We start from the raw sequence: 26,316 nt of genomic DNA, 5'->3' as shown, positions 1-26,316 counted from the left end.
CGGCCTACCCCCCGGGTGGAGCGTCGACGGTCTTGGCCTTCACTTCACCGGTGCGGAAGAAGGCGAAGGCCTTGACCACCTTTTCGGGCGAACCGGCAACGACGAGGGTGTCACCGGGGAAGACTTTGAAGTCGGCGGCGGGGGCGGGGTTGGCCGATTCGCCGCGCACGACGGCGACTACGGTGAGGCCGGCAATGCCGCGGTCGGCGGGGTTGCCCAGGGGCTGGCCGGCGATGTGGTCTTCGTAGTCGACGGTGAACCAGTCGATGCTGAGGCCGGGAATCTGGTCGAGGGCGCTGAGCGACTCGGTGATCTGGGTGCCGCCGAGCAGCTCGGCGAGGGTGTGCGCCTCGTCTTCGTTGAGCCGAAGCGAGACCTTGCTCGCGTCGGGCCCGCCCTCGTCGTCGGCGAAGGTGATGAGGTCGCTGTGGCCGGAGCGGTGGGCGATGACACCGACCTTGCCGCCGTCATCCGTGATGAAGGTGTGCAGCACACCCACGCCGGGAAGTTTGACCCGCCGAACATCAACCATTGTCATGACTCCTGAGGTTTAGGGGCAGTTCCCTTATTCTACCGGAGCCGCTTTTGCCGTCCGCGCGCCGCGGGCTGCGCCGCTGCGCCGCTGCGCCGCCGCGCCCGGTACCGGTGGCCGCGCCAGCTACAGTTGGCGCGGCCCCCGGCACCCGGCGCCGTGAGCGTTCAGGCGCGCTGAGTTATGCACAGATTCCCTGTGGCTCGGCCCAAGGAACTCATTCGCTGCCATTGTCTGGCCATGGCAAACACGGCGCCGTCCGAACCCGCATCAAACTACCTGCTCGCAGCTCTCGTGCGCCCAGATGGGCTCCTGCTCTCCTCGGATGCTGCGGCGGTCGGACTGCACGAGGCACTGCGCACGGAGTTCACGCACCACCGGGTCACCCGGCTGCGGCGCGGTGTCTATCTACCCACGATGCACTGGGACCGTCTCGACCTCGACGCGCGTTACCTCTTTCGCATCCGCTCCTACGCTGCGGTCAGCGTTGATCCACCGGTGTTCTCCCACCACTCTGCGGCGGCGATCTGGGGGTTTCCCCGACCCACAAGCTGGCCGACGGATGTCCACATCACCGTGCCGCAGGCGTTGGGCGGTCGTTCCAAGCCCGGAATCGTGCGGCACAGCGCCACCACCCCGGACGCCCTGCCGAGCGGCGCTACCACGCGCGGCGGACTGTTGGTCACGTCCGCGGCCCAGACCGCCGTCACGATGGCACGTGTGCTGCCGTTTCCGCAGGCTGTCGCAATGATGGACAAGGCCATTCACATTCCACGCAGGGTGGCACCCGAAGGCAGCCCAGTGACGATACTGGTGTCGCGCGACGAGTTGCAGTCGGCCATGGACATGCTCGCCGGCTCTGGCCGACGCTATGGCAAAAGCGCAGCCCTCCGCGCCGGGGACTTCGCGTCGACGCAGTCCGATTCCGGCGGGGAGTCGATCAGCCGCGCGCACATGTTCCTGCTCGGATTCACCGCTCCCGAGTTGCAGGTGCGCTTCGACGATGCCGCAGGGTTCATCGCTTATGTCGACTTCTTCTGGCGAGGCATCAACAAGGTCGGCGAGTTCGACGGGCTCGGTAAGTACGTCAAGGAGGCCTACATGAGCGGACGCACCACCGCCGAGATCGTGATGAACGAGAAGCGCCGTGAAGATCGAATTCGCGCGTGCGGACCATCCGTTTCGCGGTGGGACTGGCCGGTCGCGCGCGACCTCGCGGCTTTCGGAATGTTCCTCTCGCGCATCGGCGTCCCCCGGGCTCGCTAGCACACCCACGTTCTCGCGCCGTCACCGCGCCCAGTGCCGGTGACCGCTCCCGCTAAGGGTGGCGCGGCCACCGACAGCTGGCGCGGCCACCGACCGCGGGCCCGGCGACCGCGGGCCCGGCGACCGCGGGCCCGGCAACCGCGGGCCCGGCCGGGCTAGGTGGTGATTGCGATGTCGGGGGCTTCGAGGCGCACCCGGTCGGCGGATTCGTCGTTGGGCTCCTCCTGCGACGCCCGCTCGGCGGCCACGCGGGTGAGGTAGAAGCTCACCTCGCGGTCGATGCGCTCATGGTCCCAGCCCAGCACGCCGGCCATCAGCGCGGCGGCCACCGGCGCGGCCGAGACCCCGCGATCCCAGGCCTCGATCGAGATGCGGGTGCGGCGGGCGAGTACGTCTTCAAGGTGCAGCGCGCCCTCGTGCGAGGCCGCGTAGACGACCTCGGCACCGATGTAATCGTCGGCGCCGGGCAGCGGTTCGGCGAGCGCCGGGTTGTCGCGGATCAGGTCGAGCAGCTCGTCGGTAAGGGTGCCGTAGCGGTTGAGCAGGTGCTCCACGCGCACGGTGTGCACATCGAACGCCTTTGCTATCTTGCCGCGTTTATTCCACGCGGCCTGATAGCCCTCAGCACCGAGCAAGGGGATGTCCTGGGTCGTCGAGGCGGGAATGCGGCCGTCAAGGGCCGAGACCGCGGCATCCACTGCGTCTTTGGCCATGATGCGGTAGGTGGTCCACTTGCCGCCGGCGATCACGACGAGGCCGGGCACCGAATGCCCGACGAGGTGCTCGCGGGACAGCTTCGAAGTCTGGTCGCTCTCGCCGGCCAGCAGCGGACGGAGACCTGCGTAGACCCCCTCGACGTCTTCCCGGGTGAGGGGTACCGTCAACACTTCATTGATGTGTTCGAGGATGTAGTCGATGTCGGCCGCCGTCGCGGCCGGATGCGCCTTGTCGAGGTACCAGTCGGTATCGGTCGTGCCGATGAGCCAGTGCCGGCCCCAGGGAATGACGAACAAAACGCTTTTCTCGGTGCGCAGCAGCAGCCCCATCGCGCTCTGGAACCGGTCGCGCGGCACCACGAGGTGCACGCCCTTCGACGCCCGCACCTTGAAGGTGCCGCGTTCGCCGACCATGCGCTGGGTGTCGTCGGTCCAGACGCCAGTCGCGTTTACGACCTGCTTGGCCCGCACTTCGAAGTGTTCGTCGGTCTGCAGGTCGTGGGCGCGCACGCCGACGACGCGCTCCCCCACCTTGATGAATCCCTCGACCCGCACCCGGCTTGCCGCGTGGGCGCCGTAGAACGACGCGGTGCGCACGAGCGACGACACGTAGCGGGCATCGTCGACCTGGGCGTCGTAGTAGGTGATGCCACCGACCAGGGCGTCGTTGGCGAGACTCGGAATAAGCTTCTGCACCTGGCTCTTCGACAGATGGCGGTGGTGCGGCACGCCGGGCGGGCGCCCGCCGGTGTACGAGAAAATGTCGTAGAGCAGCATGCCGGCGCCGATATAGAACCGTTCGGTGAAACGCTTCTTGAGCGGGTACAGAAAGCGCACCGGCTTCACGAGGTGCGGTGCGATGCGTTGCAACAGCAGGCCCCGCTCGGTGAGCGCCTCGCGCACCAGGCGAAAGTCGAGCTGTTCCAGATAGCGGATACCGCCGTGCACGAGCTTGGACGACCGGCTCGACGTGCCCGACGCCCAGTCTCGTGCTTCCAGAATCCCCACGCTCAAGCCCCGCGTGACGGCATCGAGGGCGGCGCCGGCGCCGACGATGCCGCCGCCGACGACGAGAATGTCGAGTTCCTTGTCTTTGAGCTTGGCGAGAGCGGAGACCCGCTCCTCAGGACCCAATTTTGTGGACCGCGTGACCGAATTGTGGGAGGCCATTGCTACTCCTGTTCAGACTCAGTTTTTGAAGACGAGAGGTCAGGGCGTGATGCGATAACACGTGTGCGACATTATTGTTGCGGGGGAAGCTGAAAGTACGTCTGTCTTCGACGCTAGTTCACTCGGTACGGCGCGACAACCACTTCAACCCGCTGAAATTCTTTGAGATCAGAGTATCCAGTAGTTGCCATCGACCGGCGCAGCGCGCCGATGAGGTTGGCGGTACCGTCGGCGACCGGAGCCGGGCCGTAGAGGATCTCTTCGAGCGGGGCTACGGTGCCCACCTCGACCCGCTTACCACGCGGCAGTTGCGGGTGGTGCGCTTCGGCGCCCCAGTGGAATCCCCCACCGGGGGCATCCGTTGCCCGTGCCAGAGCGGTTCCGAGCATGACGGCGTCGGCGCCGCAGGCGATGGCCTTGACGATGTCACCCGAGGTTCCGAGGCCGCCATCGGCGATGACATGCACGTAACGCCCGCCGGATTCGTCCATGTAGTCGCGGCGCGCGCCGGCAACATCCGCAACGGCGGTGGCCATCGGCGCATGGATACCGAGGGTTGCGCGGGTAGTCGAGGCTGCTCCCCCGCCGAAACCGACCAGAACGCCGGCGGCACCGGTGCGCATGAGGTGCAGTGCCGCCGTGTAGGTGGCCGCGCCACCGACGATGACGGGTACGTCGAGTTCGTAGATGAACTTCTTGAGGTTGAGCGGTTCCTGGTTTTGCGACACATGCTCGGCCGACACCGTGGTGCCACGAATGACGAACAGGTCGACGCCAGCGGCGACGACGGTTTCATACAGTTCCTGGGTGCGCTGCGGCGAGAGCGCCCCGGCGACGGTGACGCCACCCGCGCGAATCTCCGCGAGACGGGCGGTGACCAGGGCCGGCTGGATCGGGGCAGAGTACATCTCCTGCATGCGCGCGGTGGCCTTATCGGCGGACAGGTTGCGAATTTCGGCGAGCAGCGGTTCGGGGTTCTCGTGCCGGGTCCAGAGGCCCTCGAGGTCGAGCACGCCGACGCCGCCGAGCTGACCCATCATGATGGCCGTGGTGGGCGAAACGACGGAGTCCATCGGGGCGGCGAGCACCGGAATGGCGAACTGGTAGGCGTCGATGGTCCAGCCGACTGAAACGTCCTCCGGGTCGCGGGTGCGCCGACTGGGCACCACCGCGACGTCGTCGAAGGCGTATACGCGGCGTGCGCGCTTGGAACGGCCGATCTCGATTTCCATGGTTCCAGTTTAGAGGCAGTCACCGACATCCCTTTTTCGAGCGGATGCTACGACAGACAGGCTGCTTCAGAAGCGGGACGGCGGGTATTCCGCGGGGCCTTCGAGTTTTGAGCGAGGAGCGGATGACCCGTCGTCAGCGCGGGCCGCCCCAAGAGCGCGAGCGGCGGCCCGAGCCGGACCTACCGACGGTAGTTCGGGGCCTCCACCACGATCTGCACGTCATGCGGATGGGATTCCTTCAGCCCGGCGGGTGTGATGCGCACGAACTTGCCCTTTTGCTTGAGCTCGGCGATGGTGCGGGCACCGACGTAGAACATGGACTGACGCAGGCCGCCGATGAGCTGGTAGGCCACGGCTGCCAGGGGTCCGCGGAACGGGACCTGGCCCTCGATACCCTCGGGAATCAGCTTTTCGTCGCTAGGGACATCGCTCTGGAAGTACCGGTCCTTGGAGTAGGACGTCTTCGAGCCGCGGGTCTGTAGTGCGCCGAGCGAACCCATGCCGCGATAGGTTTTGAACTGCTTGCCGTTGACGAAGACGAGTTCGCCGGGACTTTCGGTGCAACCGGCGAGCAGGGAGCCGAGCATGACGGTGTCGGCGCCGGCCACGAGGGCCTTGGCGATGTCACCGGAGTACTGCAGCCCACCGTCGGCGATGACCGGAATGCCGGTTTCGCGCGCGGCCAGCGAGGCCTGGTAGACGGCGGTGATCTGCGGGACGCCCACACCGGCAACGATCCGGGTGGTGCAGATGGAACCGGGTCCCACGCCCACCTTGATGGCGTCGGCACCCGCGTCGATGAGCGCCTGAGCGCCCGAGCGGGTGGCCACGTTTCCGCCGATCACGTCGACGTCGGCGAAGGCCTTGTCTGTTTTCAGCCTACGAATGATGTCGAGCACGCCGGCGCTGTCGCCGTTGGCGGTGTCGACCACGAGCACGTCCACCCCCGATTCGAGCAGGGCACCCGCGCGCTGCCAGGCGTCACCGAAGAAGCCGATGGCGGCGCCGACGCGCAAACGTCCGCCGTCGTCCTTGGTGGCGAGGGGGTATTCCTCGCTCTTGTCGAAGTCCTTCACGGTGATCAGGCCGGTGAGCTTTCCGTTGGCGTCGATCAGGGGGAGCTTTTCGATCTTGTGCCTGGCGAAAATCGCCAATGCGTCTTCGGGTGCCATACCGACCTTGCCGGTGATCAGCGGGGACGTGGTCATGACCTCGCTGACCCTGGTGAGCGCCTTCTTGGCGTGCGGCACGAAACGCATGTCCCGGTTGGTGATGATTCCCACGAGAATGCCCTCCCCGTCGATGACGGGCAGCCCGCTGACGCGGAACTGGCCACACAGGGCATCAACCTCGGCCACCGTGGCGTCGGGCGACGTGGTGACCGGATTGGTGATCATCCCGGATTCGCTGCGCTTGACCAGGTCGACCTGCTCGGCCTGGTCACCAATCGAGAGGTTGCGGTGCAGAATTCCGAGACCACCCTCGCGGGCCATAGCGATGGCCATGCGCGTCTCGGTCACGGTGTCCATGGCGCTGGACAGCAGCGGCAGCGACACATTGATTCGTCGGGTCAACCGGCTTTTGGTGACCGCCTCACTCGGAATGACGTCCGTGTGCCCCGGCAGAAGCAGCACATCGTCGTAGGTGAGCCCGGTGAATCCGAACGGATCTGGCTGATCCATGAAACTCCTTACCTAGCAAAAAACAGAAAATTGTCCGACAAATCGCATGATTTAACGGGTCCTTCAATGTTAAGCGTGTTTGCGCTCATCACATTCCGCCCACGAATCGTGAGCCGGTGCGAACTTTCGAAAAATTTAGGACATAATCGGCACTTACAACACCAACGACGTTGGCTGTACTTGTCCGGCGCCCGCTCGGTCACCCGCCGGTCGGCACCAACATGGAGGCACCGTGAAGTCCACTCTTACGGCTCAGAGATCCGTACCAAGAATGCTCGTCATTCTGTTTGTAACGCTCCTCGCAGCCCTGTCTATGGCCACCTTCTCGGCGGGCAGTGCGCACGCCGACGAGGTAGGCACTGAGTACAACTTCACTCTCTCGGGCAACGTGAAGTTCAATGGTGAAGCCCTCGTCGGCGTGGCCATCGCCGTCGACGGCAACGGCTACAAGGCCGACACCGTGACGGATGCCGACGGCAAGTGGGCGATCGGCGTTCCCGAGAAGGGCACCTACGAGGTCACCCTCGACGAGGAAACCCTGCCGAAGGGCGTCGTCGTCGCCAAGGGAGGTAACGTTATCGATACGGAATTCGGCTTGACCGACCGCAAATCGGTCAACTTCTTCCTCGGTGAAGGCACCCGCAACACGGTTAGTTTCTTCGACCAGTTCGTCAACCGCTTCGTGAACGGTTTGAACTTCGGCCTGCTGCTCGCGCTCGCGGCGATCGGGGTGTCGCTGATCTTCGGCACCACCGGCCTGAGCAACTTCGCACACGCCGAGATGATCACCTTTGGCGCCCTGATGACTCTGGTCTTCTCGATCAACCTGGGGCTACCGATCTGGCTCGCCATTCTGATCGCCATCGCGCTCAGCGGCGTGCTGGGGTACGGCCTCGATGCGGTGATCTGGAAACCGTTGCGCCGCAAGGGCGTGGCAGTGATCCCCCTCATGATCGTGAGCATCGGCCTGTCGCTCGCCCTGCGCTACCTGTACCAGTACTTCTTTGGCGGCAGCACGAGCCAGCTCCCCGGGGCCGGAATGACCGACCTGAAGTTCGGTCCGATCTCGCTCTCCCCGATCGACCTCGCGAGCATGGGCATCAGCATCGTCGTGCTGCTCGCCGTGGCCTACTTTCTGCTGCGCACCCGCATCGGTAAGGCCACCCGTGCCGTCTCCGACAACCCCAGCCTGGCCTCGGCGAGCGGTATTGACGTCGACGGCGTAATCCGCATTGTCTGGGTGGTGGGCGCAGCCCTCGCCGGACTCAGCGGTGTGCTCTGGGCGTATTTTCGCCCGGGCGTCAGCTGGGACATGGGCTTTCAGATGCTGCTTCTCGTCTTCGCCGCGGTAACCCTGGGCGGTCTCGGCACGGCCTTCGGAGCCCTCGTCGGCTCCCTCATCGTCGGGCTCTTCGTTGAGCTCTCGACGCTCTGGCTGCCGTCCGACCTCAAGGTCGTCGGCGCCCTTGTTATTTTGATCCTGGTACTGCTGTTCCGGCCGCAAGGCATCCTGGGCCGCAAAGAGAGAATTGGTTAGGGGTTCACATGGACTGGGGAGCAATCTTTAGCAACGCTGCCGTCGAGCTGATCAGCCCGACCACTGCCGCCTACGCACTCGCCGCCCTCGGGCTCGCCGTGCACTTCGGATACACCGGCCTGCTCAACTTCGGCCAGGCCGGGTTCATGGCTCTCGGAGCCTACGGCTACGCGATCTCGATTCTGACCTTCGGGTTTCCTGTCTGGGGCGCCTTCCTGGTCGGCGTGGGCGCGTCCATTGTCTTCGCGTTGATCCTGGGTATTCCTACCCTGCGACTGCGGGCGGACTACCTGGCCATCGTGACGATCGCGGCCGCGGAGATCGTGCGGTTGTTGTTCACAACGAACACCTTCGCCTCGGTGACCGGTTCGGCCAACGGTTTGAGCGGCTACAAGAACGAATTCGCGGCGCTGAACCCGCTCGCTGAGGGCAGCTACGGGTTCGGCCCCTTTGAGAACAACGCCTATGACACCTGGCTGCGCATCGTTGCCTGGTCGATTGTGATTCTGGCGGCTTTGTTGGTCTGGCAGGTGATGCGCAGCCCGTGGGGCCGCGTCATTAAAGGCATCCGGGAAGACGAAGACGCCGTGCGCGCGCTCGGCAAGAACGTCTACGCCTACAAAATGCAGTCACTCGTTTTCGGTGGAGTGCTCGGCACCATCGCCGGCATGATCTTTGCCCTGCCGCGAGCGGTCGTGCCGTCGAACTATCAGACGACGCTGACCTTCTTCATCTACGCCATTCTCCTGCTCGGTGGTGCCGCGACGGTACTCGGCCCGATCATCGGTTCGATGATCTTCTGGGTGCTCCTGTCGTTCTTCTCCGGTTTCGTCGCCCGGGCTGTGGAGGCGGGCTGGTTGCCGTTCATGACGGCCATCCAGGGCGGACAGCTACGTTTCATCCTGGTAGGAGTGGCGATCATGTTGATCGTCATCTTCAGACCGCAAGGCATCTTCGGTAATAAGAAGGAGTTGGCTTTTGTCCGCTAACGCTGTTCCCCAGGGTTCGACGGCTCCGCTGGAGCCGCCCGTCCCTTCCCAGAAGCCGATCAAATCGACCGGCCTGCACATCGGTGAAGCTGAACCGGGCTGTGCGAAGGTCGACCCGATTCTCGTCGTCGACAACGTTCGCCGTACCTTCGGTGGGCTCACCGCCGTCGACGTCGAGCACGTTGAGGTTCCGCGCGGCGCGATCACAGCGCTCATCGGCCCCAACGGCGCCGGCAAGACGACCCTGTTCAACCTGCTGACCGGCTTCGACAAGCCCGATGACGGCAAGTGGACCTTCGACGGCCGCTCCCTCGCTGGCGTTCCGGCGTACCGGGTCGCACGCATGGGCCAGATTCGTACGTTCCAGCTGACCAAGGCGCTCGGTCTGCTGACCGTCATGGACAATATGTTGCTCGGCGCCAAGGGCCAGACCGGCGAGAACATGTTCCGTGCGCTGCTGCCCTTTCTCTGGCGCAACCAGGAAGAGGAGAACCGGGCCAAGGCGCTGGATCTTCTCACCCGGTTCAAGCTCGACACCAAGAAAGACGACTACGCGGCGAGTCTCTCCGGTGGGCAGCGCAAGCTGCTCGAAATGGCGCGGGCGCTCATGAGCGACCCGACCCTGGTCATGCTCGATGAGCCGATGGCCGGCGTCAACCCCGCTCTGACGCAGTCGTTGCTCGACCACATTCTGAACCTCAAGTCCCAGGGCATGACCGTTCTATTCGTGGAGCACGACATGCACATGGTGCGCCATATTGCCGACTGGGTGATTGTGATGGCCGAGGGCAAGGTGGTCGCCGAGGGCGACCCGCACGAGGTCATGAAGAATCCAGCCGTGATCGATGCCTACCTCGGGCAACACCACGACGAGGACATCGGCGAAGACCTCGGTGCCGAAGCCGAAAACGTGTTAGCCATGAAGGAGTTGCTCGATGACGAACGCTAACCCACTGGCCCCGCCGGCGCCGGCCGAGACCCGGGAAGCTGTCGTCGAGGTCAAGAACGTCACCGCCGGCTACGTCACCGGCGTGAACATTCTCAACGCCTGTTCGCTCACCGCCTATGACGGCGAACTGATCGGCATCATCGGCCCGAACGGCGCCGGCAAATCGACGCTGCTCAAGTCGATCTTCGGCCAGGTGAAGGTGCGCGACGGCGAAATTCTGCTGCGCGGCAACAACATCACCAACCTCAAGGCGAACAAGCTGGTCGCGCAGGGCGTGGGGTTCGTACCGCAGAACAACAACGTTTTTCCCACACTGACCATTCGCGAGAACTTGGAAATGGGCATCTTTTTGAAGCCCAAGGGCCTCGTGGAACGTCTCGAGTTCGTCACCGAGATTTTTCCCGAGCTCGGCAAGCGCATGTCCCAGCGCGCGGGGTCCCTCTCGGGCGGCGAACGCCAGATGGTCGCCATGAGCCGCGCGCTCATGATGGGCCCACACGTGTTGCTGCTCGACGAGCCGAGCGCCGGCCTCTCCCCCGTGCGCCAGGACGAAGCCTTCCTGCGCGTGAAAGAGATCAACAAGGCCGGTGTGACCACGATCATGGTCGAGCAGAACGCACGTCGCTGCCTGCAGATCTGTGACCGCGGTTACGTACTCGACCAGGGGCGCGACGCCTACACCGGCACCGGACGTGAGCTTTTGAACGACCCCAAGGTGATCGGCCTGTATCTGGGCACCCTGGGACAGGATTAGCGCCCAACCCCCCTTCACAGGCCAACAGCGGCGTCCGGGACATTCTCGGGCGCCGCTTCTGCATGTGTGCCCTGGCTCGTGAGCGGATGCCGGTTGCCCGCAGCACGCACGTAAAAGGGCCCCGGCAGAAGCCGGGGCCCTTCACCTCATGCAGTGGAGCTAGTTGGTACGGGCGTACTTGTTTTCTGCATCGAACTTATAGATGCCGATGGTCGCACCGGTGGGGTCGCCGTTCTCATCGAACGTGATCGGACCGGAGAAGCCGTCATAGTTGACTTGCTCACCGGCCTTCAACGCTGCAGCAGCGGCCTTGAAGTCGGTGACCGTAGTGCCGTCGCCGGTTCCGCCGGAGACCTGTCGCAGGTAGCTCGCAATCGACTTGCCCGACACGTCGTTGCCCGCATAGGCCGCCAGAGCGATCAGGACGACGGCATCGTACGACTCGGCTGCGTAGCTGTAGTCGGTCAGCGTCGGGGTGATTTCGAGCAGGCGACTGGTGAAGTCACCGAGGGATGCGGTGTCCAGGCCGGGCAGCGTGCCTTGGGCACCTTTGATGAGACCGGGCGCGAAGTCGGCGCTGTAGTCGGAGACGTTTCCGTCGACGAAGTACAGCTTGTCGCCCGGGAAGCCGGTGGCTACCAGGTCGGGAACGATGACCTTGGCCTGGTCGAACGTGATCAGGGCAATCGCGTCGGGATCCTGAGCCGTGACCTCGGCGATTTGAGCCGTGAAGTTCGGGTCGCCCTCGTTGAACAGCGCCGTCGCGACGACCTCGCCGCCGCCGGCGGTGAATGCGTCACCGACGTACTTGGCCAGGCCGGTTCCGTAGGCGTCGTTCAGCACGATCAGGCCGAGGGTGGCGTTGCCGTCTTCAGCAATCAGGTTGCCGAGCACTTCACCCTGCAGCACATCGGAGGGCGCCGTGCGCCAGTACAGGCCGTTGTCGGCGTACGTGGTGAACGCGTCCGAGGTGTTGGCCGGGGAGAACTGCACGACGCCGGCACCGGTGATCTGGTCGATCACGGTTTTGGAGACACCCGATGAGGCCGCACCGACGATCGCGGTGACGTCCTGCGACAGCAGGTCGGTCACGGAGACAGTGGCGGTGTCGGTCGTGGTATCGCCCGAGTCGCGGAAGATTGCTTCCACGTTGATGCCGAGGCCGGCCTTGTTGATGTCGTTGACCGCGAGCTGAACGCCGGCTTCTTCGGGCGGGCCGAGGAAGGCCAGTCCACCACTCTGCGGGAGGATGGTGCCGATCTTCAGGGACAGATCACGATCACCAGCCTCGACCGTCTTGAAGTCTGCAGCAGTACCCGCAGCGGGGGCTGCCGATTCTGAAGGCGCCGTAGCAGCGCCGTTGCTGCAGCCGGTGAGCAAAAGGGCGCTTACGCCGATGAGGGCGACGCCGGTAACGAGGGTACGAACTGAGCGGGAGGCCGAGGCCTTCGCGAAAACGCTCATGTTGCTCCTTGATAGTAAAAAGGGGGTAAGCCTGGTCAGCCGGTTGACTGCCGTGGTGTCAGAGTAGGCAATCAACGGCCCAGAAACCTCCCTCTTCGTCTGAGAACACCGCAAAGCGACCAAATCGTTACGAACGACGGCCAGTAATGCCTTGATAATCGATGTTTCCCCTCTCCGCCAGGGCAAGCACACACTCCCCCCACGAGGTGCAGACGGCGCTTCCAGCAGTGACCTGGGGCCAGCCCGCTTCGATCGAGGCGCCACCGTCGTCCCCGGTGATGGCCGCTGCGAGGGCAGCCGTCACCACCCCGTCGTAGGCTTCAGCACCGCCGGCTGTTGCGGCGATTCCCGGGTCAGCGGTCGTCAGGCGGGCTGTGAACGCTTCGTCGGCGGCGAGCGGTGTACCGCCGTTGGCGAAATCACTCAGGGCCACGATGGCGGCGTTGCCAACGGAACCTTCAGCATCCGTTGGCAGCGCTGTCGTTGCGTCCCACAGCACCAGGTCGACGCCGCGCGCCACGAGATCGGCGTAGGCAGCGGCAAGATCGGCGACCGAGTTGCGGTGAATGAGCTGCACGGGCTGGAATGGCGCGGCCTGGCCGGCCAGGATGTCGCGTAGCGCGACTTCCGCGCCCGCCACTTGGGCGGCACCGCTTGCGGCGTTGACCCCCGTCATCGGAAACAGCGTGCCGATGCTCAGGGTTCCGTCGCCGGTCGGAGCCGGACCAGCGACCGGGACAGCGACCGGGGCAGCGAGCGGCGCGGCGACCGGCGCAGCCGTACATCCGGCGAGGGTCACTGCGCCGAGCAGTACGACGGCGAGGAGCGTGCGACGGAGCATCTGAGTCCTTTGGAGCTGTATCGCCGCGAGTGCGAGCTGTCGAACCAGCGTATCGGCTGGTCAGGCCGGTTCGAGGGACCCTCGACGCGGAGCACTACCCGAAACGACCATGTCGACCGTCAAGAGGATCAGCGCAACCCAGACCAGACCAAACCCCGCAAAGCGTTCCACCGGCATCGCCTCATTCAGAATAAACACACCCACGAGAAACTGCATGACGGGGGCAACGAACTGAATGAGTCCGAGCACCGTGAGCGGTAACCGTCGTGCGGCGGCCGCAAAGAGCAGCAACGGAACCGCTGTGATGACACCGGCCGCGAGCAGGCCCGCGGTGTGCCAAGGCGAAACGGTGCCGAAGGTGAGGCCGGACATTCCCGACACGACGACGAGTTGCACGACGGCGACGGGGGCCAGCCAGGCTGTTTCGAGGGTGAGGCCGGTGACTGCGTCGACGCTGTGCCCGACCCGTTTTTTGATCAGTCCGTAGAATCCGAAGGAGAACGCGAGGATGAGGGAGATCCACGGGAGCGACCCGTAACCCACGGCGAGTACCACCACGGCCAGAAAGCTGATGCCGATGGCCACCCATTGCAGCCGGCGCAGACGTTCATGCAGCACGAAGACGCCCAGCAACACCGTGACGATCGGGTTGATGAAGTAGCCGAGGGACGCTTCGACAACGTGACCCGTGGTCGCGGCGATCACGTAGGTCTGCCAGTTGATGAAGATGAAGACCCCGGCCAGTCCCATGATCCAGACCAGGCGCGGCTGGCGAAGCGCCCGCCCCAGTACGGCCCAGGTGCGGGTGAGGGTGATGATCAGGGCGCAGAAGACGAGGGAGAACAGCACCCGCCAGGCCACGATCTCAAAAGCGCCCGACGGGGCAAGAAGCAGAAAGTACAGGGGCAGCACACCCCAGAGGCCGTAGGCGAAGCCGCCGAAGATGAGGCCGGTACGGTGGGTGGACCGGGCCGCCATTTCGGCTGGTACGGCGGCATCAGTCATAGTGTTTTCTCCTGCGGAACAGAACATGCGCAAACAAAAACTCCCGGATGGCGGTGCCATCCGGGAGTTTCAGTCTAAAGACTAGGTAGTGAAGAACCTACTTAGCGAACGACCACGGCGAGCACGTCGCGCGCGGAGAGAACCAGCAGGTCATCGCCACCGAACTTGACCTCGGTTCCGCCGTACTTGGAGTAGATGACCTTGTCGCCGACGGCGATGTCGAGAGGGACGCGGTTGCCGTTGTCGTCAATACGGCCGGGGCCGACAGCAACAACTTCGCCCTCCTGGGGCTTTTCCTTCGCGGTGTCAGGAATGACCAGACCTGATGCGGTGGTCTGCTCGGCATCGACCTGCTTGATGACGATGCGATCCTCGAGCGGCTTGATGGAGACCGACACGGTTGACCTCTTTCTAAGATTTGGGTTAGCAGACTCACAGCGAGAGTGCCAAGTGAAGTTTAGGGGGCTTCTGGCACTCACGCAACGTGAGTGCCAGAAGGGGGGCCATTTTGGTAGCGTTGCAGCATGGATCGAACCGAACTCGTAGAGCTGCTTTCTCCCGCGAGTTTGCGGCTGCTGGACTCCCTGCCGCCCTACGACAGCAGCGGAGATGTGCTCAAGCTCGTGAGCGAGCTGCGCAAGGCCGGGCACGCTCCTGGCCTGGTGTCGGCCGTACTGAGCCAGTCACGGTTGCGGGCGAAGGCCTCGGCCAAGTTCGGCGAATTTGCAGAGCGGATGCTGTTCACCGACGCCGGCCTGGAACAGGCAACCCGGTTGCGCGTCGCCGCGCTGCACGCCGGCCGGTTCGCGGGTCTTGGGGCCGCCCTCGGCCGACCACCGCGGGTCGCCGACCTCGGCTGCGGGATCGGCGGCGATGCCATGGCCTTCGCTGCGATGGACCTGCCGGTTGTCGCCGTCGACGCCGACGAGGTGACGGCGACCGTGGCGAGCTTCAATCTGGCTCCGTTTTCCAACGCGTCGGCGTTGCAGGCCGACGCCGAAACGGTCGACCTGAGCGATTTTGACGCGGTCTGGCTCGACCCGGCCCGCCGCACAAGCGGGCACAGCAATACGACCCGACTGACTCGCTCCGAGGACTACTCCCCCTCGCTCGACTTCGCCTACCTGCTTGCGACGACGCTGCCGCTCGGCATGAAGCTCGGCCCCGGACACGATCGCGACCAGATTCCCGTCGATGCCGAGGCCCAGTGGGTGTCGGTCGATGGGCAGCTGGTGGAGATGGGGCTGTGGTTTGGCGCTCTCGCGCGGTCCGGCATCCGTCGTTCGGCACTGCTGCTGACAGCGGGGGGCGTTCAGGAAATGACAGCACCCGCCGACAGCGAAGACGCCCCGGGGGGCGAACTCGGCAATTACGTGTACGAACCAGACGGCGCGGTGATTCGAGCGCGCCTGATCGGCGATCTGGCCCGCTCGCTAGATGCTCGCATGCTGAGCGAGGGCATCGCCTATCTGACCAACGACACGCTCACGCCGACGCCGTTCGCGAGCGCGTTCCGCGTACTCGAGACGCTCCCGTTTGACGAGAAGAAGCTGCGACTCGCGCTGCTGGAGCGCCGCATCGGCACGCTCGAAATCAAGAAGCGCGGCGTTGATGTCGACCCGGCGACGCTGCGCACCCGGTTGAAGCTCAAGGGGCCGGAGTCGGCGACGCTGATTTTGACGCGGGTGGCCGGACACCGCGTGGCGCTGCTGGTGGAGCGCGTGCGCTCGCTGGAGGGCTAGAGCAGTGGCAGCACGGTCTGGCTGATGTAGACCACCCAGCCGGCCGCGAGGAGAACGCCAGCGATTCCGCTCACGAGTCCGCTGCGCCAGAGGGTGCGTGCCCGGTTCTCGGTGGTGCGCGCGATCAGCGCGAGGGTGATCGCAACGAGCGCGAGCGGCAGGCCGAACACACCGATCACGCCGAGGATGAGGCCGATCAGACCGCAGATCACGGAGGCGACCGCGAGGTGGCGACGGCCGGTGATGCGCTGCACCTCCGCCTCGGTGTAGGCGTATGGCACGAACTCGGTGGGAGCGGTGATCGTCGACGCCCAGTCCAGCTGGCTGCCGGGAGGCGCGGGCGCGCGGGTATAGTCCAGATGCGCCGTGGTGTCAGCGTCCTGGTGTGGTGTAGTCATGGCTATCCTCTGGCCGCGAGCTGGACGGTCCGGCATCGGTCACAATCCGTCGGCCGGTCCCATTCGGGCGGCCGCGCACGGGCCGCCCGGTGCGTGGCTAGTTGTAGTAGTTCGATCCGGTGGTGGCGGCGCCGATGAACACGGCGATGAAAATGATGGCGGCGATGAGACCGAGGGCCAGGCCGAGGTAGCCGACGACCAGCCCCCCAAGAGCGAGGCCGCGGCCCTTTTCGCCGGTCTTCTTGATCTGGCTCATGCCGATGTGTCCGGTAATCACGCCGACGAGCGAAATGCCGAGAATCGAGGTCACGAGCGAGATGATCGACAGGACGTTGAACTTGTCCTGTGGGTTCTGCTGCCCATAGGGGTTCTGACCGTACGCGGGCGGCTGGCCGTAAGCCGGAGCCTGGCCATAGGCCTGGTCATAGGCGGGAGCGGCCGGGGTGGCCGACGCCGGGTAGTCCGGGTAGGCGGGGCCGGCCGGGGTGGCCGGCGGCGCGCCGGAGTCGGCAGGCTTCGAGTTTGTCGGGTCGACGGGGGGCTGGGTGGGGTCAGACATCTGCGATCTCCTTAATATTTTCGTTCCGTGGTCGCAGGCCAGAATATCGCCTGAGCCTGCGCTACGCAGACTTTAACGGCAGATCAGACCTGAATCTGACCGACCGGCAGGGTGGAATCGGCGCCGAATTCTAGCGTCGAGGGCTCGTGCCCGGCCATGATGAGCTGCGCGCCGAGCGCGGCGATCATGGCACCGTTGTCGGTGCAGAGCGAGAGGGGCGGAATGCGCAGGACGACGCCGGCAGCATCCGTTCGGGCGGTGGCCACTGCGCGCAGCCGGGCGTTGGCGATGACGCCGCCGCCGAGCAGCAGGCGCGGCACGCCGTAATCGGCGCACGCCGCGAGGGCTTTGCGGAGCAGAATGTCGACGACCGCCTCCCGAAAACTCGCCGCGACATCGCTGATCGGCACCGGTTCACCGGCATCCTGCCGCTGTTCGACGAAGCGCGCGACCGACGTCTTCAGGCCTGAGAACGAGAAGTCGTAGCGGTGCGCGGCCATGTCCTTGGGTTGGCTGAGTCCGCGCGGAAAGCGGATGGCCCTCGGGTTGCCGTCGGCGGCCACCCGGTCGATCTGCGGCCCGCCCGGGTAGGGCAGCGACAGCAGGCGGGCGACCTTGTCGAAGGCCTCGCCGGCGGCGTCGTCGATCGTCTCGCCCAGCAGCTCGACGTCGCTGACCAGGTCGCGCACGAGCAGCAGCGAGGTGTGGCCGCCGGAGACGAGCAGGGCGATCGTCGGGTACTCCAGCGGTTCGGTGTCACTCGTGTCGGTGTCGCTGCGCAGCAGGTCGGCACCGACGTGGCCGACGAGGTGGTTGACCGCGTAGATCGGCTTGTCGAGGGCGACGGCGAGCGCCTTGGCGGCGCCGACACCGACCATGAGGGCGCCGGAGAGGCCCGGCCCGCAGGTGACGGCGATGGCGTCCAGGTCGGCCAAGCGGATGCCCGCCTCTGCAACGGCCGCGTTGATGGCCGGCACGAGCTCGTCGAGGTGTGCCCGCGCCGCGATCTCCGGCACGACGCCGCCGTAGCGGGCGTGCTCGTCCATCGAACTCGCGATGGTATTGGAGAGCAGAACGGTTCCGCGCACGATGCCGATGCCGGTTTCGTCGCACGAGGTCTCGATGCCGAGCACGAGTGGATCGGTACGGTTCATGAGTGCACGGTTACTGCCGGTGTGGTGAGCATAGATTCCAGTTCGGGAATATTGAGGCGCATGACGATGGCATCGACGTTGTCGGGCTGGTAGTAACCGCGCCGCACCCCGACCTCGATGAATCCGAGGCGTTCGTACAGGCGTTGGGCGCCAGGGTTGTCAGCCCGCACCTCGAGAAAGATCAGCCGGGCGCCGCGCTTGCGGGCCTCGCTGATGAGCGCCTGCATGAGCGTTCGGCCGAGGCCGCGTGCGCGCGCCGCGTCGACGACGGCGATGGTCTGGATGTCGCCCTCGGTGGCTCCCCGCGGCGCGAGCAGCCCGGCGTAGCCCTCGACCCGGGTGGGATCGTCGGGTGGGAACGCCACGAGGTAATAGCAGGCCGGGTCGCCGAGGTCGCGTGCCATCATGGTCGCCGACCAGGCATCGTTCTCGAAGATGTTGGTTTCGAGCTGCATGATTGCCGCCAGGTCGACCTCGTGCGCGCGGCGCAGCTGCCAGGTCATCGGCTGACCCGCTTGGGACCGGCGGAGAGTGTGACGTCGGGCGAACGCAGGTAGAGCGGCTCATTGGCCGCGAACGGGCGTTGGTGGGCATGGGTCAGTTCGGCGACCATGCCGAGTTCTCCCGCCGACACCGTGGCGGCGTCCAGGCGCAGCCAGCCCGCGTGCAGCCAGTTCGGGTCGTCGAGGTCGGCCGGTTTGGCCAGGCCGGGCGAGCCGACGCGCACGGGCAGACCCGCGGCATCCGCGTGCGAGTAGGCACTCCAGTAGATTTCGCGGCGCCGGGCGTCGGTGACGACGACGAGCGGGCCGGTGTGGCCACGGCGGTAGTGCCCGTAGGCGATGGCGTCGTGGCTGATCACCGGTACGAGCGGCTTGCCGGCGCCGAGGGCGAAGACGCGGGCCGACGCGATGCCGACGCGCAGGCCGGTAAACGGGCCGGGGCCCATGCCGCCGACCACGCCGGACAGTGCCGCGGGCGCGATGTTCGCCTCCCGGAGGCACTCCAGAATGAAGGGGCCGACGATTTCGGCGTGACGCATGGTGTCGGCTTCGCCGCGTTCGGCGAGCACCCCGCGGTTCAGGTCGACGACGGCCACGCTCGTGCCGGCGGAGGTATCGATGGCAAGTAGCACCCGTTCAGCCTAGGCGCTGTGGCACGCGGCGGGCGCGGGCGACATCAGGTCACAAAGAGTACGACGGCGGCCGTCAGCGCGACGATCACGAGGATCGCTCGCAACACGGGGGCCGAGAGGCGGCGTCCGATCCGAACGCCGAACCACCCTCCAGAAGCAGACCCGACACCGATCAGTAAGACAATCATCCAGTCGACGGTGCCGCTCGAGATGAAGATGATCGATGACACGAGGTTGGCCATACCGGCCAACACGTTCTTGGCACCGTTGGCCCGGTGCATGTCGGTGGACCAGAGAATGCCCAGCAGCGCCAGCAACACCACACCCTGAGCCGCTCCGAAATATCCGCCGTAGACCCCCGTGCCGAGGATACCGAGCACGAGACCGAATGTGATCGGCCGGGTGTCGGTGGAGACGCCTTCCGGAGCCTTCCGCCGAACGTACCGCGCAACTCGAGGCTGAACTGCCGAGAGCAGGGCGGCGAGCACCAAGAGAAACGGCACGACCTGGGAGAAGGCTTCCTCGGGCAGCACGAGCAGAAGCAACCCGCCGGCGACCCCACCGACGGCCGAGAACACGGCCATCCAGGCCACCGGCCGCCATTCGGACTTGAGCTCGCGGCGGTAACCGTAGACCCCCGCGATCGATCCGGGAACCAGACCGACGGTGTTCGACACGTTCGCCGTGATCGGGGGGATCCCCAAGGCCAGCAGCGTGGGAAAGGTGATGAGCGTTCCGGCGCCGGCCACCACGTTGATGATGCCCGCGGCAATGCCGGCGACCAGGATGATGGCACCTTCAAGAAGAGTCATTTAGTCAGAGTTCCCTGCGTTCGAGTGTTCAACGGCTACGTCGCCGACAACGGGCACTAGTGAACACGCTAGACCAACGCCAGGCGGGCCCAGCGGGGGCCGTGACCGGCCAGGGTCACGGTGCGCGGCTCGTCCAGGTCGTGATCCAGATCGAGAACGGATGCTGCGGCATCCGTTTCCGACGTCACGAGCGCCCGGCCATGCGGCCGCTCGATCTCGATTTCGAGCCAGGACTCGGTGATGCCGTCGAGCAGCCCGCGGCCCCACTCGACCACGACGATGGAGTGGGCGAAATCGATGTCGAGGTCGTCGAGTTCCATGGCACTGTTCAGGCGGTAGGCGTCGACGTGCACGAACGGTGGCCCGCCGACGAGGCTTGGATGTGTGCGTGCAAGCACGAAGGTCGGACTGGTCACCGCCCCACGCACCTGCAGTCCCTCGCCGAGGCCCCGCGTGAGGGTGGTCTTGCCAGCACCGAGCGGCCCGGTGAGTACGATCAGGTCACCGGGTTGGAGGGTGCCAGCGAGGTCGATGCCGAATTGGTGCATCGCCGCGGCATCGGGAACGGTGCGGTGAAGCTCAGCCATTGAGGTGCCGCCGAGTCACCCGGTGCCCGATGCGGGTCACGATCTCGTAGTTGATCGTGCCGGCGGCGTCGGCCCAGTCGGTCGCGCTCGGCGCTCCGGTGACCGGGTCGCCGAACACCACGACCTCATCGCCGACGGCCACGCCGGGGTTGTCGGCACCGAGGTTGACCACGAACTGGTCCATCGCCACCCGCCCGACAACCGGGTAGTTCGCGCCGTGAATGTGCACGAGTGCCGTGCCCGATGCCTGCCGCGGAATACCGTCGGCATAGCCGAGCGGCACGAGCACGAGCGTGGAATCGTGCGGTGCCCGCCATAGATAGTCGTAGGAGACACCGGCGCCGGCGCTCACCCGGCGCACGTGGGCCACCCGGCCGCGCAGGGTCATGGCCGGAACCAACCCGAGGTCGGCCGAGGTCGCATCAGCGAACGGCGACAGTCCGTAGAGGGTGATGCCGAACCGCACCATGGAGAAGCGGGCAGCCGGCAGGCGCAGCGCCGCCGCCGACGAGGCCACATGCACCAGCGTCGGCGTCAGGCCGGCCGCGCGGGCGGCCTCAACCCCGCGTTCGAAACACTCCAGCGCCTGCTGGTCGTCGAACGCGGAAGCGTTGGCGAGGTGGCTCATCACACCCTCGACGCGCAGCAGTCCGACCCGCTCGAGTGCGGCAGCGAGCGCGAACACCGCGGCCCAGTCGTTTTCGTGCACACCGTTGCGGCTGAGGCCGGTTTCCAGTTTCAGATGAACGGATGCGGCCCGGCCGAGTTCTGTCGCGGCATCCGCGACCTGTTGCACCTGTCGCAAAGACGACAGCCCGAGGGTGACGTCATCGCCGATAGCGGCACTGAAATCGGCGTCGGGGTCATGCAGCCACGCCAATATCGGTGCGTCGATGCCAGCGTCACGCAGGGCCAGGGCCTCGTCGATATCGGCGACGCCGAGCCAGTCGGCGCCACCGGCGAGGGCGGCGCGCGCTACCGGAACGGCACCGTGGCCGTAGGCATCGGCCTTGACCACCGCCATCGCGTGCGGGGTGCCGACGAGTTGGCGCAGGTACGCCATGTTGCTGCGGATCGCGGCGAGGTCGATCACGGCCTCGCGAAACCCGGTCACTTCTCCCCCTCGGCGACGACGAAGGCGCAGGCCACGCCGGCGTCGTGGGTCATGGTGACGTGCACGCGGCTGATGCCACGATCGGTCAGAGCGGCCAGGGCCGCCCCGCTGAGCCTGAATTCAGGGTTGCCGTGCGGGTCGTTCACGATTTCCATCTCTTGCCAGGTAGCCCCTGCGCTGTCGCCGAGGGCCTTGATCAGGGCCTCCTTGGCGGCGAAGCGCGCCGCGAGGGAGTGCGTCGGCAGACCGCGTTCGCTCGGGGCGAACAGCCGGGGTACGAGGCGCGGGGTGCGCTCGACCTGGCGGGTGAACCGCGCCAGGTCGACCACGTCGACGCCAATACCCATGATCACCGTGCCGCCTCGACCAGCATTACTCGACCGTGACGGACTTCGCCAGGTTGCGCGGCTGGTCGACATCGAGCCCCTTGGCGATGGCGAGCTCCATGGCGAACATCTGCAACGGCAGCACGGCCAGCAGTGGCTCGAACAGGGGCGCGGCCAACGGAATGTGAATCACGGTGTCGGCAAACGGCAGCACGGCGGCGTCGCCGACCTCGGCGATGGCGATGATGCGGGCACCGCGGGCACGGATCTCCTGAATGTTGGAGACGACCTTCGGGTGCAGGTGGGCGGAACCGCGCGGGCTCGGTACGACGACGAACACCGGCTGGCCGGGCTCGATCAGTGCGATCGGACCGTGCTTGAGTTCACCGGCGGCGAAGCCTTCGGCGTGAATGTAGGCGAGTTCTTTGAGCTTGAGCGCCCCCTCGAGCGCGATCGGAAACCCGACGTGGCGGCCGAGGAACAGCACCGCGCGGGTGTCGCTCATCCAGCGGGCGAGCTGGCGCACCTCATCTTCGACGCCGAGGACGGCCTGGATCTTCTCCGGCATGGCCTGCAGTTCGGCGACCTGCACGGCCTGGTCGGCCTCGGTGAGGCTGCCGCGCACGCGGGCGAGGTGCAGCGCGAACAGGTAGAGCGCGGTGATCTGGGCCACGAAGGCCTTGGTCGACGCCACGGCCACTTCGGGGCCGGCGTGCGTGTAGATCACGGCGTCGGATTCGCGCGGGATGGTCGCGCCCTGCGTGTTGCAGATCGAGATCGCCTTGGCGCCGAGCGACATGGCGTACTTGACGGCCATGAGCGTGTCCATGGTTTCGCCGGACTGGCTGATCGAGATCACCAGGGTGTGGTCGTCGAGCACCGGGTCACGGTATCGGAACTCGTGGCTGAGTTCCACGTCCACCGGCACCCGCGTCCACTTTTCGATGGCGTACTTAGCGGTCTGCGCGGCGTAGGCGGCCGTTCCACACGCGACGATGACGATGCGACGGATGCCCGCGAGCACATCATCGCCGAATTCGGTCAGTTCCGGCACGACCACGTGGCCGTCGATGATGCGCCCGCGCAGGGTGTTGGCGACGGCATCCGGCTGCTCGGAGACTTCCTTGGCCATGAAGCTGGACCAGCCGCCCTTTTCACTGGCGGAGGCGTCCCAGGCGATGTCGAACTCTTCGGTCTCGACGGGGTGACCGTCGAAGTCGGTGACGGTGACGGCATCCGCCGTGATGGTGACGATCTGGTCCTGGCCGATGGCGACGGCGCGGCGGGTGTACTCGACGAACGCGGCAACGTCGGAGCCGAGAAAATTCTCGCCGTCGCCGAGGCCGATGACCAGCGGCGAGTTGCGGCGGGCGCCCACGACGACGCCGGGCTGGTCCTGGTGCACGGCGAGCAGCGTGAACGCGCCGTCGAGGCGGGCCACGATGGCGCGGAAAGCCTCGCCCAGGTCGCCGACACGCTGGTACTCGCGGCCGAGCAGCACCGCGGCGACCTCGGTGTCGGTTTCGCTTAGAAAGGTGAAGCCCTCGGCGAGCAGCTCGTCGCGCAGCACGGCGAAGTTCTCGATGATGCCGTTGTGGATGAGGGCGAGCTTGTTGTTGTCACCGAGGTGCGGGTGGGCATTGCCATCGGTGGGGCCGCCGTGGGTGGCCCAGCGGGTGTGACCGATGCCGGTCGTGCCGTTATTGATGGGGTGGGCCTTCAGCTCATTGGTCAAGGCCGCGAGCTTGCCGGCCTTCTTGGCGGTGTTGAGCACACCGAAATCGTCGATAACGGCGATCCCGGCGGAGTCATACCCCCGATATTCGAGCCGTCCGAGCCCGCCCATGAGAACATCAATGGTCTTGTTGCTTCCGACATAACCCACGATTCCGCACATGGAAGTCAATTTTAGTCGGACTAAGCTTGGGACAATGTCCGATCCGGTGCTGACCCCTGTAGTGAACGGTCACGGTACCCCCTTCGTGGAGCTCGACCGAGCGGACTGGGCGGCCCTCGCGCCGACCACCCTGCTCCCGCTCAAAGAAACCGAGATCGTGCAGTTGCGTGGCATCGGTGAGCCGCTCGATATCAACGAGGTGAAGGATGTCTACCTTCCGTTGAGCCGCTTGCTCAACCTCTACGCGGCGAATGCGCGCACGCTGCACCGTGCGACAAGTGGGTTTCTGGGAGAACGTGCCCGCCCCACGCCGTTCGTGATCGGTGTGGCCGGTTCGGTCGCCGTCGGCAAATCGACCGCTGCACGGCTGCTGCGCAAGATGCTCTCCCGCTGGGAGGACACCCCCCGGGTTGAGCTCGTCACGACCGATGGCTTCCTGTTTCCCAATGCGGAGCTGAACCGCCGGGGTCTGATGGAGCGCAAGGGATTTCCGGAGTCCTACGATCGACGCGCCCTGCTGCGCTTCGTGAGCGCGGTCAAGAGCGGTGCCCCCGAGGTGCGCTCACCGTTCTACTCGCACCTGAGTTACGACATCGTGCCGGACGCCCAGATCGTCGTGCGCCAGCCCGACATCCTCATCGTCGAGGGACTCAACGTGCTCCAGCCTCCCGGGCCCGGCCACGGCCTCTCGGTGAGTGACCTGTTCGACTTCACCATCTATGTGGATGCCCGCACCCAGGACATCGCCCGCTGGTACGAGGAACGTTTTCTCAAGCTGCAGCGCGGGGCGTTCGCCAATCCCAACTCGTTCTTTCACCGCTACGCCGAACTCACCGAAGAGGAGGCCCGCGCTAGGGCGCGCAGCATCTGGACCAGCATCAACGAGCCCAACCTGCTGCAGAACATCCGTCCCACCCGCTCCCGTGCGACTTTGGTGCTGCGCAAGGACCCGACGCATGCCGTCGCGAAGGTGCTCCTGCGCAAGGTCTGACCCGCTCCGGGCGCGGTGCACGCGTGGCCTGGGCGCCAGCCGATGACGGGGCGCACCGACGAACAGGCGCCCAGCCATCCGGCCTGCGCCCGGAAGTGCTAAAGGGCCAGGCGCTCGCGCACGACGTCGGCCAGGGCGTGCGCCAGGCGGTCGGCGGTGGGCTGGTCGGCGGCTTCCACCATGACGCGCACCATGGGCTCGGTGCCGGAGGGGCGCAGCAGCACCCGGCCGGTGTCGCCCAGTTCGGTTTCCGCGGCGAGCACGGCCTGGGCGATGACCTCGTCAGCGCCGAGCGCCTTGTGGTCCACTCCGCGCACGTTCACCAGAATCTGCGGGTACACCGTCATGACGGATGCCAGTTCGGCGAGCGTCTTACCGGTGCGCGCCATTTCGGCTACGAGGTGCAGCCCGGTGAGGATACCGTCGCCGGTCGTGGCGAATTTGGTCATGATGACGTGACCGGATTGTTCGCCGCCGAGCGAGTACCCGTGGGCGTTCAGTTCTTCGAGCACGTACCGGTCGCCGACCTTGGTCTGCACCACGGTGATGTCGTTGGCCGCCATGGCCTTGCGCAGGCCGAGGTTGCTCATGACGGTCGCCACGAGCGTGCGATCCTTCAGCACCCCCCGCTCAGCCATCGACACGGCCAGGATCGCCATGATCTGGTCACCGTCGACGACGTTGCCGTCGCGGTCCACGGCGAGGCACCGGTCGGCGTCGCCGTCGTGCGCGATACCGATGTCGGCACCGTGTTCGAGCACGGCCCGGGCGAGGTTGTCGAGGTGGGTCGAGCCCACGCCGTCGTTGATGTTGAGGCCGTCGGGGTCGGCACCGATCACGGTGAGGCGAGCACCGGCATCCGTGAACACCTGCGGCGAGACGCCGGCGGCGGCGCCGTGGGCGCAGTCGAGCACAACGTGGATGCCGTCGAGGCGGTGCGGCAGCGTGGTGAGCAGGTGCACGACGTAGCGGTCTTCGGCGTCGGCGAAGCGACGGATGCGTCCCACGTCGCCGGCGATCGGCATGAGCGTGTCACGTCCGATGTAGGCCTCGATGCGGTCCTCGACGTCGTCGGGAAGTTTGGTTCCGCCAAAGGCGAAGATCTTGATGCCGTTATCGGGCGCCGCGTTGTGTGAGGCAGAAATCATCACACCGAAGTCGGCACCGATGTCGTTGACCAAGAAGGCCGCGGCGGGAGTGGGAATGACCCCGGCGTCGAGCACGTCGACACCGCTCGAGGCCAGGCCGGCCGACACGGCAGCGGTGAGAAACTCACCGGAAATACGCGGATCACGGGCGACCACGGCAACGGGCCGCTGATCGGCGGCGAGCCGCGCCTGAGCGCGACGCCCCGTGGTGAGCACGGCGGCGCTGGCTTGGGCAAGGCTCAGGGCCAGGCCAGCCGTGAGATCACGGTTGGCCAGGCCCCGAACGCCGTCCGTGCCGAACAGACGAGTCATATCG

Annotated in this window: 26 protein-coding genes; 7 read left to right on the top strand and 19 right to left on the bottom strand. The window is 65.9% G+C overall.

Annotated elements, in window-relative coordinates; translation table 11 throughout:
• Positions 1-4: 4 nt before the first annotated feature.
• A complete protein-coding gene (locus tag E3N85_RS11940; RefSeq protein WP_241978471.1) occupies positions 5-538 on the bottom strand; it encodes a cation:proton antiporter regulatory subunit in 534 nt (177 codons plus the stop codon).
• Between the two features lie 234 nt (positions 539-772).
• Between E3N85_RS11940 and E3N85_RS11935 the strand changes: the two genes are divergently transcribed.
• A complete protein-coding gene (locus E3N85_RS11935; protein ID WP_134463444.1) occupies positions 773-1,798 on the top strand; it encodes a hypothetical protein in 1,026 nt (341 codons plus the stop codon).
• 155 nt (positions 1,799-1,953) lie between these two features.
• On the opposite strand, the gene E3N85_RS11930 is transcribed toward E3N85_RS11935, so the two are convergent.
• The 3 genes from E3N85_RS11930 to guaB all read right to left on the bottom strand — a co-directional run bounded on the left by E3N85_RS11930 (position 1,954) and on the right by guaB (position 6,598).
• Entirely contained in the window at positions 1,954-3,684 is a 1,731-nt protein-coding gene (locus tag E3N85_RS11930; RefSeq protein ID WP_134463442.1) for a glycerol-3-phosphate dehydrogenase/oxidase, read from the bottom strand.
• Between the two features lie 113 nt (positions 3,685-3,797).
• Complete coding sequence (locus tag E3N85_RS11925; protein ID WP_134463440.1) at positions 3,798-4,916, bottom strand: GuaB3 family IMP dehydrogenase-related protein; 1,119 nt, start codon at positions 4,914-4,916, stop codon at positions 3,798-3,800.
• 179 nt (positions 4,917-5,095) lie between these two features.
• Entirely contained in the window at positions 5,096-6,598 is a 1,503-nt protein-coding gene (gene guaB, locus E3N85_RS11920) for an IMP dehydrogenase (protein WP_134463438.1), read from the bottom strand.
• 271 nt (positions 6,599-6,869) lie between these two features.
• Between guaB and E3N85_RS11915 the strand changes: the two genes are divergently transcribed.
• From E3N85_RS11915 to E3N85_RS11900, 4 genes are read left to right on the top strand one after another with little or no spacing between them, the layout of a single operon-like run.
• The gene (locus E3N85_RS11915) at positions 6,870-8,135 is read left to right on the top strand and encodes a branched-chain amino acid ABC transporter permease (RefSeq protein ID WP_134463436.1); all 1,266 of its coding nucleotides are present in this window, start codon (positions 6,870-6,872) and stop codon (positions 8,133-8,135) included.
• Positions 8,136-8,143: 8 nt separating this feature from the next.
• A complete protein-coding gene (locus E3N85_RS11910; RefSeq protein ID WP_134463434.1) occupies positions 8,144-9,124 on the top strand; it encodes a branched-chain amino acid ABC transporter permease in 981 nt (326 codons plus the stop codon).
• 28 nt (positions 9,125-9,152) lie between these two features.
• On the top strand, positions 9,153-10,073 hold the full coding sequence (locus E3N85_RS11905; RefSeq protein WP_174722487.1) for an ABC transporter ATP-binding protein: 921 nt from the start codon (positions 9,153-9,155) through the stop codon (positions 10,071-10,073).
• Positions 10,060-10,827 (top strand): ABC transporter ATP-binding protein, encoded by a 768-nt coding sequence (locus E3N85_RS11900; protein WP_134463430.1) that lies wholly within the window; start codon positions 10,060-10,062, stop codon positions 10,825-10,827. The genes E3N85_RS11905 and E3N85_RS11900 overlap by 14 nt, the downstream gene beginning before the upstream one ends.
• 159 nt (positions 10,828-10,986) lie before the next feature.
• Here E3N85_RS11900 and E3N85_RS11895 read toward each other — a convergent pair whose 3' ends face one another.
• The 4 genes from E3N85_RS11895 to groES all read right to left on the bottom strand — a co-directional run bounded on the left by E3N85_RS11895 (position 10,987) and on the right by groES (position 14,535).
• On the bottom strand, positions 10,987-12,291 hold the full coding sequence (locus E3N85_RS11895) for an ABC transporter substrate-binding protein (protein ID WP_134463428.1): 1,305 nt from the start codon (positions 12,289-12,291) through the stop codon (positions 10,987-10,989).
• A 127-nt stretch (positions 12,292-12,418) separates the two neighbouring features.
• Entirely contained in the window at positions 12,419-13,132 is a 714-nt protein-coding gene (locus tag E3N85_RS11890) for a hypothetical protein (protein WP_134463426.1), read from the bottom strand.
• 60 nt (positions 13,133-13,192) lie between these two features.
• Positions 13,193-14,137, bottom strand: a complete 945-nt coding sequence (gene rarD, locus E3N85_RS11885) for an EamA family transporter RarD (RefSeq protein ID WP_241978470.1) — start codon at positions 14,135-14,137, stop codon at positions 13,193-13,195.
• Positions 14,138-14,238: 101 nt separating this feature from the next.
• Entirely contained in the window at positions 14,239-14,535 is a 297-nt protein-coding gene (gene groES, locus E3N85_RS11880) for a co-chaperone GroES (protein ID WP_092107311.1), read from the bottom strand.
• A gap of 126 nt (positions 14,536-14,661) precedes the next feature.
• Between groES and E3N85_RS11875 the strand changes: the two genes are divergently transcribed.
• Positions 14,662-15,879 carry a class I SAM-dependent methyltransferase gene (locus E3N85_RS11875; protein WP_134463424.1) on the top strand — a complete coding sequence of 406 codons (1,218 nt, stop codon included), beginning with the start codon at positions 14,662-14,664 and terminating at the stop codon, positions 15,877-15,879.
• Here the strand turns inward: E3N85_RS11875 and E3N85_RS11870 are convergent.
• From E3N85_RS11870 to glmS, 10 genes are all read right to left on the bottom strand, one after another.
• Positions 15,876-16,277, bottom strand: a complete 402-nt coding sequence (locus E3N85_RS11870; protein WP_134463422.1) for a DUF4190 domain-containing protein — start codon at positions 16,275-16,277, stop codon at positions 15,876-15,878. The genes E3N85_RS11875 and E3N85_RS11870 overlap by 4 nt on opposite strands.
• 97 nt (positions 16,278-16,374) lie before the next feature.
• Positions 16,375-16,836, bottom strand: a complete 462-nt coding sequence (locus tag E3N85_RS11865; protein WP_134463420.1) for a DUF4190 domain-containing protein — start codon at positions 16,834-16,836, stop codon at positions 16,375-16,377.
• Positions 16,837-16,919: 83 nt separating this feature from the next.
• Positions 16,920-17,990 carry a tRNA (adenosine(37)-N6)-threonylcarbamoyltransferase complex transferase subunit TsaD gene (tsaD, locus tag E3N85_RS11860; RefSeq protein WP_134463418.1) on the bottom strand — a complete coding sequence of 357 codons (1,071 nt, stop codon included), beginning with the start codon at positions 17,988-17,990 and terminating at the stop codon, positions 16,920-16,922.
• Complete coding sequence (rimI, locus tag E3N85_RS11855) at positions 17,987-18,493, bottom strand: ribosomal protein S18-alanine N-acetyltransferase (RefSeq protein WP_134463416.1); 507 nt, start codon at positions 18,491-18,493, stop codon at positions 17,987-17,989. Before rimI ends, tsaD begins: the two co-directional genes overlap by 4 nt.
• Positions 18,490-19,125: a tRNA (adenosine(37)-N6)-threonylcarbamoyltransferase complex dimerization subunit type 1 TsaB gene (gene tsaB, locus E3N85_RS11850; RefSeq protein ID WP_134463414.1), complete on the bottom strand. Its 636-nt coding sequence runs from the start codon at positions 19,123-19,125 to the stop codon at positions 18,490-18,492. Before tsaB ends, rimI begins: the two co-directional genes overlap by 4 nt.
• Before the next feature lie 44 nt (positions 19,126-19,169).
• Positions 19,170-19,937, bottom strand: a complete 768-nt coding sequence (locus E3N85_RS11845; RefSeq protein WP_134463412.1) for a sulfite exporter TauE/SafE family protein — start codon at positions 19,935-19,937, stop codon at positions 19,170-19,172.
• Between the two features lie 68 nt (positions 19,938-20,005).
• Entirely contained in the window at positions 20,006-20,524 is a 519-nt protein-coding gene (gene tsaE, locus E3N85_RS11840) for a tRNA (adenosine(37)-N6)-threonylcarbamoyltransferase complex ATPase subunit type 1 TsaE (RefSeq protein WP_134463410.1), read from the bottom strand.
• A complete protein-coding gene (alr, locus tag E3N85_RS11835) occupies positions 20,517-21,587 on the bottom strand; it encodes an alanine racemase (protein ID WP_134463620.1) in 1,071 nt (356 codons plus the stop codon). The genes tsaE and alr overlap by 8 nt, the downstream gene beginning before the upstream one ends.
• A gap of 47 nt (positions 21,588-21,634) precedes the next feature.
• Complete coding sequence (locus tag E3N85_RS11830) at positions 21,635-21,991, bottom strand: holo-ACP synthase (RefSeq protein WP_134463408.1); 357 nt, start codon at positions 21,989-21,991, stop codon at positions 21,635-21,637.
• Between the two features lie 19 nt (positions 21,992-22,010).
• The gene (glmS, locus tag E3N85_RS11825; protein ID WP_134463406.1) at positions 22,011-23,861 is read right to left on the bottom strand and encodes a glutamine--fructose-6-phosphate transaminase (isomerizing); all 1,851 of its coding nucleotides are present in this window, start codon (positions 23,859-23,861) and stop codon (positions 22,011-22,013) included.
• 34 nt (positions 23,862-23,895) lie between these two features.
• On the opposite strand from glmS, the gene coaA reads away from it, so the two are divergent.
• Positions 23,896-24,852: a type I pantothenate kinase gene (coaA, locus tag E3N85_RS11820; RefSeq protein WP_134463404.1), complete on the top strand. Its 957-nt coding sequence runs from the start codon at positions 23,896-23,898 to the stop codon at positions 24,850-24,852.
• Positions 24,853-24,950: 98 nt separating this feature from the next.
• Here coaA and glmM read toward each other — a convergent pair whose 3' ends face one another.
• Entirely contained in the window at positions 24,951-26,312 is a 1,362-nt protein-coding gene (gene glmM / locus E3N85_RS11815) for a phosphoglucosamine mutase (protein ID WP_134463402.1), read from the bottom strand.
• Positions 26,313-26,316: the final 4 nt, after the last annotated feature.

The organism is Cryobacterium sp. Hz9, assembly GCF_004402825.1.
In the GTDB taxonomy this organism is placed as follows: domain Bacteria; phylum Actinomycetota; class Actinomycetes; order Actinomycetales; family Microbacteriaceae; genus Cryobacterium; species Cryobacterium gelidum.
The sequence above is the reverse complement of the archived record's forward strand: the minus strand, read 5'-3'. Positions and strand labels throughout refer to the sequence as shown.

Excerpts from the sequence above, each read along its gene's own strand:
- alr (WP_134463620.1), bottom strand. The coding sequence starts at position 21,587 with ATGGCGTACCTGCGCCAACTCGTCGGCACCCCGCACGCGATGGCGGTG.
- E3N85_RS11915 (WP_134463436.1), top strand. The coding sequence starts at position 6,870 with ATGCTCGTCATTCTGTTTGTAACGCTCCTCGCAGCCCTGTCTATGGCC.
- tsaE (WP_134463410.1), bottom strand. The coding sequence starts at position 20,524 with ATGGCTGAGCTTCACCGCACCGTTCCCGATGCCGCGGCGATGCACCAA.
- E3N85_RS11890 (WP_134463426.1), bottom strand. The coding sequence starts at position 13,132 with ATGCTCCGTCGCACGCTCCTCGCCGTCGTACTGCTCGGCGCAGTGACC.
- E3N85_RS11940 (WP_241978471.1), bottom strand. The coding sequence starts at position 538 with ATGACAATGGTTGATGTTCGGCGGGTCAAACTTCCCGGCGTGGGTGTG.
- E3N85_RS11925 (WP_134463440.1), bottom strand. The coding sequence starts at position 4,916 with ATGGAAATCGAGATCGGCCGTTCCAAGCGCGCACGCCGCGTATACGCC.
- E3N85_RS11910 (WP_134463434.1), top strand. The coding sequence starts at position 8,144 with ATGGACTGGGGAGCAATCTTTAGCAACGCTGCCGTCGAGCTGATCAGC.
- E3N85_RS11845 (WP_134463412.1), bottom strand. The coding sequence starts at position 19,937 with ATGACTCTTCTTGAAGGTGCCATCATCCTGGTCGCCGGCATTGCCGCG.
- E3N85_RS11865 (WP_134463420.1), bottom strand. The coding sequence starts at position 16,836 with ATGTCTGACCCCACCCAGCCCCCCGTCGACCCGACAAACTCGAAGCCT.
- E3N85_RS11870 (WP_134463422.1), bottom strand. The coding sequence starts at position 16,277 with ATGACTACACCACACCAGGACGCTGACACCACGGCGCATCTGGACTAT.
- tsaD (WP_134463418.1), bottom strand. The coding sequence starts at position 17,990 with ATGAACCGTACCGATCCACTCGTGCTCGGCATCGAGACCTCGTGCGAC.
- glmS (WP_134463406.1), bottom strand. The coding sequence starts at position 23,861 with ATGTGCGGAATCGTGGGTTATGTCGGAAGCAACAAGACCATTGATGTT.
- E3N85_RS11935 (WP_134463444.1), top strand. The coding sequence starts at position 773 with ATGGCAAACACGGCGCCGTCCGAACCCGCATCAAACTACCTGCTCGCA.
- E3N85_RS11900 (WP_134463430.1), top strand. The coding sequence starts at position 10,060 with ATGACGAACGCTAACCCACTGGCCCCGCCGGCGCCGGCCGAGACCCGG.
- rimI (WP_134463416.1), bottom strand. The coding sequence starts at position 18,493 with ATGACCTGGCAGCTGCGCCGCGCGCACGAGGTCGACCTGGCGGCAATC.
- guaB (WP_134463438.1), bottom strand. The coding sequence starts at position 6,598 with ATGGATCAGCCAGATCCGTTCGGATTCACCGGGCTCACCTACGACGAT.
- glmM (WP_134463402.1), bottom strand. The coding sequence starts at position 26,312 with ATGACTCGTCTGTTCGGCACGGACGGCGTTCGGGGCCTGGCCAACCGT.
- E3N85_RS11875 (WP_134463424.1), top strand. The coding sequence starts at position 14,662 with ATGGATCGAACCGAACTCGTAGAGCTGCTTTCTCCCGCGAGTTTGCGG.
- coaA (WP_134463404.1), top strand. The coding sequence starts at position 23,896 with ATGTCCGATCCGGTGCTGACCCCTGTAGTGAACGGTCACGGTACCCCC.
- E3N85_RS11895 (WP_134463428.1), bottom strand. The coding sequence starts at position 12,291 with ATGAGCGTTTTCGCGAAGGCCTCGGCCTCCCGCTCAGTTCGTACCCTC.
- E3N85_RS11930 (WP_134463442.1), bottom strand. The coding sequence starts at position 3,684 with ATGGCCTCCCACAATTCGGTCACGCGGTCCACAAAATTGGGTCCTGAG.
- rarD (WP_241978470.1), bottom strand. The coding sequence starts at position 14,137 with ATGACTGATGCCGCCGTACCAGCCGAAATGGCGGCCCGGTCCACCCAC.